Here is a 5388-nt window from a genome sequence, read left to right as displayed (position 1 = left end):
CGTCAACGTGCTCTGGGCCCTCTTGCGTGACGGACGGTGCTATGAGGCGACCCCACCCACGGTTCTCGCAGCTTGACAGACCACATTAGGAATCAGTGAACGGCTTTCTGGTCGCCGTTGCGGCTGCCACGTACGGTCTCGCCGTCGATGGCCAGGCCCACCAGCGGCAGGTCGTCCTCGACCGGATCGGCCGCATGCCGGGCGAGCCAAACACCGGTGGCGTCATCGAGGGTCCCACCGTCGACATGGGACAGCAGACGGCCCAGGGTATTGGCGCGCGGGAGGCCGTCGAGCCCGATCCGCGTGCGCACGTCGGCGGGTGCGTCCGTGGCGAACCGGGCGATGCCGGCCAAGGTGGCCGCACCACCCAGGACCGCGAGCAGGCACAGGGCCAGCACAGAACCCGGCCGGTAACGGCGGCCCCGTACCCGTCTCGGATCCGGGAGCTGGTCCAACATCTCGCGGAGCGAGGCAAGTTCCTCGGGCGGGCGGCGTGGATCGATGACCCCGCAATGGCGCTGCAGGACACCGATCAGGGAGGATGACACGCTAACTCGACCCCTGTTCGTGATCAAAGGTTTCGAGAACCTCGATCATCAGAGACCGCGTTTGTCATCTCCGACCCTGACGACCCGCCCTCGCGTAGGTCACCCCGTAAACCGGAGCCTCGTTGTCTTCGTGACGGCCCGCCGGCCGCCACGTCACACCCCGGTGACCTGCAACGCTTCGTGATCACCAGGACTTTGAATCAGCCCTGCAGCAGACCCATCGCGGGAACATGCCCGCGCGGCTGCTCAGAGGGCTCGGCAAAGCGGGTGACAGAGTCAGTTCCGTTCGTCGAGTTGGCCCAGAACTGCTCCACGTTTGCCGCGCCGGGAAACCTTCCTGCCATCCCGATGACAGCGAGGAAGGCGGTTGGGTCGTCAAGGCCCATGTCCGGGTTCATAACAACCCTTCACCGGCCTTAGCAGGGCCCTTCCTCCTGCGAAACACCTTGCGAGCGCTGCGTTCGCGCTCGGCGCCGCAGCTCACCGCGGTCGGCGTCCGCCGAACCCGCGTCAGAAGCTCTTGATGTGGGCCCGTTCTCCAGAAAACGGGCCAGCGAGTGCGCAGTGGTGTACTCGAAAAGCGCCACGGAGGGGAAAACTGCGTCCAGAGCGTCGCCGAGTTGCCGACGAACACTGACCAGTAGGAGTGAATGACCGCCAATGTCGAAGAAGTCGTCGTCGAGACTCACCGCTGGGATGCCCAGCGCCTCACGCCAGATCCTGGCCACCAATTGCTCGGTGGGAGACAGCGTCGCCTTCGCGCCGGGGACAACCGGCGCCGACACGGTCGGGGGAAGAGGAAGAGCCCTGTGGTCGATCTTGCTGCTCGGGGTGAGGGGCAACTCCGGCATGGTCAGGAACTCGGCCGGAACCATGGGCGGGGGCAACGTAACCGCCAATCTCGCTCGCAGGGAAAGCGTGTCGCAGTCGGAAGAGCCGTCCTCAGGCACGACATAGGCGACCAACCGGGTCCCACGCTCGTCCGACACCGACCTCACACAGGCCTGCCGGACACCTGGGCAGGAAAGGATCGCAGCAGTGACCTCAGCCGGCTCCACTCGGTGTCCGCGAATCTTCATTTGGTCGTCGACCCGGCCCAGGCACGTCAGCGTCCCATCGGCGTCACGGACCGCCAGATCACCTGTTCGATAGAGCCGGGCCCCGGGCCTGTCGTCGAAGGGATCTGGGATGAAACGATCCAGGGTCAGGTCCGGCCGGTTGTGATAACCACGAGCCAGGGCCGCACCGCCCACATAGAGTTCCCCGGTGGCACCCACCGCGACGGGTTCCATACCGGGATCCAACACATGGGCGACCACGCCCGGAAGAGGACGGCCGATGGGGAGTATGTCACCAGGGGGCAGATCGTGGCCCTCGAAGACTCCAAGGACGGCCGTAATCGTCGTCTCCGTCAGCCCATAGGCATTGATGACGCGAATCGAAGAGTGCCGACGCCAGCGTGCGAGCGTGCGAGTGTGTGCCATCTCGCTGCCGACGATCAGAAGCCGCAGGCAGGATGGCAGTTCCCGGGGATCGGCATCCAGGTCGCTCGCCCATGCTTCCCAGTAAGAAGAAGGGAGGTTGGCCACTGTCACCCCCTCCTCGCGGATGAACTCCTCAAGATCTCGTGGAGACCGATGTCGTTCCGGGAGAACGGCCACGCATGCACCCGAAACCAGTGTCGGGAAGATCTCCTCTGCTGCCACGTCGAAAGCGGGGCTTGCGAACTGCAGCACCTTGTCCTGCGGGACCAACTGGTAGGCATCGGACACGGTTGTGGCGTGGTGAGTGAGCGACGCACGCGACACCGCGACAGGCTTCGTCTCCCCGGCCGACCCGGAAGTGAACATCAGGTAGGCAAGGTCCGACGCGGCACCCACGGAAACCGTCTCCTCCGCCGCCCCGTGGGCTGACTCCAGCACATCGAGGTCCCAGACCTGTCGGACGTCTCGGGACAGGCTTTCGGAGCAGTGACTGTCGGCAATCACCACATGAGCACCAGCACTGTCCAGCAGGGCGTTCAGCCGGCCGGTGGGCGAATCGGAATCAAGCGGCACATACACGGCTCCTGCTTTCAGAACACCCAGAAAGACCGCCACCAGCCCCACCCCGCGTGGGAGGCATACTCCGATCACGCTGTCGGGGCCGACGGCTCGTGCTGCCAGCCGCCGCGCCAGGCTGTCAGCACGGGAGTTGAGCTCGGCAAAGCTTGCCAGCTCGCCCTGGCAGCTCACCGCGAGCGACTCCGGGGCAATCCGGACCCTCTCTTCAAAAGCGGCCACCAAGTCATGATCCGACGCGATATTGCGCCTCATCGGTGGCCTCCCCCTGGTGCTGATGCACGAGAACGGCCACAGATGCGAGTTGGGCCTCGCCGATTCGCGCGCTGCTCGTCAGTCAACTCCGGTTCCCCTTGCCTATCCCACACGACGGCTCACAGGAGCGTCAGTCACACCGAAGCCGCATGCCGCACCCACCTGCTGCACGGCTGAAGCCACTCACATGGTTCACTGAGCCATTGCCAACTTGCGGCCTGAGCTGGCCGGTTGGTTCGACAGATGGGCGAAGCCCCTGGTAGACGGGTTCACGACCAAGATCACCCGGTACCCACCAGAGGCTTCCTGTGCTTGTCTACCCGTGCGGGCTGGACGTGTCCAGTCGATCCCTGTCCTTCCTTGCCGCTCACCTTCGCGAACACCGCCGTCGGATCAGAAGCCGCTGGCGCCGGCTCCCCGTCGGTCGTCAAGCCCTGCTGGTGCTGGCCCATTTGAGGAACGGAACCACGTACGCCCAGCTCGCAGCGGGTTTCGGGATCGGGACGAGCACCGTGTACCGCTACATCAGGGAGGCCGTCGACCTGCTGGCCGCACTCGCACCGACCCTCCAGGAGGCCGTCCGCGCTGCTTCGACGAAGGCATACGTCCTACTCGACGGGACGCTCCTGCCCATCGACCGGATCGCCGCCGACCGGCCCTTCTATTCCGGGAAGCACAAGAAGCACGGCATGAACGTGCAGGTCATCGCCGATCCGTTCGGCCGACTGCTGTGGGCCTCGCCCGCACTGCCAGGGGCCGTTCACAACGTTCGCGCGGCCCGCGAGCACGGCATCATCAATGCCCTCGAACAAGCCCGCATACCTTGCTGGGCGGACAAGGGCTACCAGGGCGCCCGCGGCACGGTCCGGGTTCCCTTCCGCGGCCGATGGGAGACGCTATCCGCAGGTCAGCAGGCCGTGAACCGGTCCCACGCCAAGATTCGTGCTCTGGTCGAACAAGCCATGGCCACCCTCAAGAGCTGGCGACTCCTCCGTAAACTCCGCTGCTCGACCACCCGCGTCACGGGCCTCGTCCAGGCCGTCCTCACCCTGCATCACGCCAGCTCAACCACAGGTTGAAAAGACCTCACTGGCATTGGGGAGTTGCTTCCATGAAGGCAGCCGGGTCCGGCATGGTGTCCCGCCGAGCGGTGTGGTCATTGACTGATCCGGTTCGGTTCCCGTGGGGGAAGTCTGCGGGTCGTCTCCGGTGGGTTTGGGCTTGAGGACTTCGGCCATGGAGCCTTCGGAGAGCTGGCGGCGGTCGAACCACACCGAGAAATGGGACTTGTCCGTCCTTCACCCTGAACCGCAAATGCCTGCAAAACCATCGCACAAACAACTGGATCTTGCATATGGCACCTCAGCTGTACGAAATAGGTGGACAGGAAAAGGAATGCCTGCTTGGATCCTGCGCGCATTCACCGAGACGGTCAGCTACCAACAAACGCCGGTCAGGCCGGTTGCACCCGCGGGAACGGGAGTACGAGCACAGTCAGCGGAGCCAGCAGGGGAAGTCAGCAGTGCCTTCCCAGCACGGGCGCCTGTAACCCGATGGACAGAACAACCCGCCCGCGTCACCGGACGGGAAAGAGTCCACCACCCAACCGGCGCCACACGAGCCTGAAGTACCCGGACCCACCTGGTCCCTTGCCCAGATGATGTCTGTACGGCCAGCGACGCCGCAGAGGGACCCACAGACACACCAGCGCGCCGTTGACGCCGCCGGGCCTCGAGCAAGGTTCCCTCCTGCTCCGTCAACTTAAGGTACCGAACTCTGCCACTCGACCAGTGGTTGAAATCCGCAGCAGCACCACCAATAGGCTTCGCAACCTCGGTCTGGGGCAGATTAGCGTTTATGCTGAAACTCCCCGGGTGTTCGGTCACCTGTTCCGGGCTTCGTTGACATAACAGACTCCATCGGAAATAAGCCGCCACCAGACGGCCAGCGGAAGACTCTGTCCTGCTCAACGCATGTCCCCACACCGTGGTTCACTCGCCCACGGGCCGGGCGAAGACACGCAGTCCTTGATGCCCGTCGTGACTCGTCGTCTTACGAGGGCAGGGGCGAGGGGGTGAGCCGTCCCCGTCCGCCGGAACTCAGGCGGACGGCTGCACGGGGGCTGGTCAGTCGGCCAAGCGGACCGAGGCGACATCCTAAGCAGAGCTGATGAGAGGTCAGGGGCACCGGACACCAGCACCGCAGGGGTGCCGATGGCGTCCCACCGAACGGTGTAACAGCAATCTTCGCATAGCCCCTGGTCATGGGTCGGCCAGGCAACACTCCCAGCAGAGAGGCTCGTTCAACGAGGGGACGCGCGATGGCCTTGTCCCACCATGAGTTATTCCGGCTGCTGGAGTCACTGAGCCCTTTCCAACCTGCTGTACTGGTCCGGCAGTTGGCGTGACAGACAAGTGAAGCCCCTGGTAGACGGGTTCACGACCAAGATCACCCGTGCCACCAGAGGCTTCATGTGCTTGTCTACCCGTCCGGACTGGACCTGTCCAGCTCGCACCTTCGCTTCC

The 5388-nt window shown here is 64.5% G+C and carries 4 protein-coding genes; 1 reads left to right on the top strand and 3 read right to left on the bottom strand.

The features are described 5' to 3' along the window. Positions 1 to 92 precede the first annotated feature (92 nt). The 3 genes from AB0I54_RS47865 to AB0I54_RS47855 form a co-directional block, all read right to left on the bottom strand. A complete protein-coding gene (locus AB0I54_RS47865; protein WP_363302710.1) occupies positions 93 to 548 on the bottom strand; it encodes a transposase family protein in 456 nt (151 codons plus the stop codon). Between the two features lie 200 nt (positions 549 to 748). Next, on the bottom strand, positions 749 to 934 hold the full coding sequence (locus tag AB0I54_RS47860; RefSeq protein WP_363302709.1) for a beta-ketoacyl synthase N-terminal-like domain-containing protein: 186 nt from the start codon (positions 932 to 934) through the stop codon (positions 749 to 751). 30 nt (positions 935 to 964) lie between these two features. Further along, on the bottom strand, positions 965 to 2863 hold the full coding sequence (locus tag AB0I54_RS47855; RefSeq protein WP_363302708.1) for a non-ribosomal peptide synthetase: 1899 nt from the start codon (positions 2861 to 2863) through the stop codon (positions 965 to 967). A 308-nt stretch (positions 2864 to 3171) separates the two neighbouring features. Here AB0I54_RS47855 and AB0I54_RS47850 point away from each other — a divergent pair, with 308 nt between their 5' ends. After that, a complete protein-coding gene (locus tag AB0I54_RS47850; protein WP_363302707.1) occupies positions 3172 to 3942 on the top strand; it encodes an IS5 family transposase in 771 nt (256 codons plus the stop codon). Positions 3943 to 5388: the final 1446 nt, after the last annotated feature.

Source organism: Streptomyces sp. NPDC050625 (assembly GCF_040654755.1).
Classification (GTDB): domain Bacteria; phylum Actinomycetota; class Actinomycetes; order Streptomycetales; family Streptomycetaceae; genus Streptomyces.
The sequence above is the reverse complement of the archived record's forward strand: the minus strand, read 5'-3'. Positions and strand labels throughout refer to the sequence as shown.